Below are 1,034 nucleotides of genomic sequence, written 5' to 3'. Positions count from 1 at the left end.
TTGTTATATGCAGCGCAATTTAAAACAAACACTACACGAATTTAAAGGCACCCGTTATAAAACTACCAGCCGTGAACTTTTGAGCGTTTAACACAACTGGCCGAACTAAATTAATAACTTTGTTGCCTTTGAAAAAGGGTTAAATAACAAAGTTTATTAGTGCATACACTAAACAGTTTTAGCGAAAAACACTACGTAAAAATCTCTTGCTCTAATACGTAATTCTTTAAAGCATATAACGCCAAGCTAATAGGCGTTTACTGTTTGGCTAAAATTGTGAGCGCAGCGAAACGAGCCAAACTTTAAACGTCCCATTGAGCGCCTTGTTATGCGCTGGTTGTGATGACCACAAACAGCACCATTTATATAATATTTTGTGGCAGCCCGACCGTAGAAAACAAGAACACCTACACAGCGCGACACACCAAACCATGAATTTTGAGCCACTTAAATAAAGTAACTTTTGCCACCAAACCTAACTTGGCGAAAAACTGTTTAGCCAAAAGCTGAAACAGCACTATTGGCTCTTAAATTACCAAAACAAAGAATCGGCAACAAGCACCCTAGCCTTTGTAAGGTGCCAACCGAAAACAATAAATTTATTCGAATTCGCGGCTGCCGCATAACGCCCACGTTAAGGGGCTTTTTATTAGTTTGCTAAAATTGTGTAGCGAAGCGGAACCGAGCAAACTGTAAAAAGTCCCGCTTTAACTGCTTGTTATGTGTAAAAATACCACCCAGTGCTATTTTTTTCTTTTTGGTAAAGGCACCCGAAAATTGAATTTTGAAACAAAAAACATGACCACTGGTGGAAGAAATAAAGTTACAAGGAAAAAAGCGCATATAGGAGCTAACAACTCCCGAACTTTAATGCTCTCAACATATGAATACGCTGCTTCAGTGCCACCACTTAGTAAATTAAGAAAAAGCATTAATAAAAAGAGTCCCGCTACTGCTAACATGAGTCGAACAGTTAACTTGCCACTATTTATTAAATTACTCTTGAACATATTCACCTGAGCTTTCTTTACACA

The 1,034-nt window shown here is 38.1% G+C and carries 1 protein-coding gene; it reads right to left on the bottom strand.

The annotated features are described in order from the left end of the window. Nucleotides 1-743: 743 nt before the first annotated feature. On the bottom strand, nucleotides 744-1,034 hold a 291-nt coding region (locus AC27HL_RS19505), incomplete at its 5' end, for a hypothetical protein (protein ID WP_487082721.1).

The sequence above is a fragment of the Colwellia aquaemaris genome (assembly GCF_057548755.1).
Note: the sequence above shows the minus strand (reverse complement) of the source record. Positions and strands in the feature narration are given on the sequence as shown.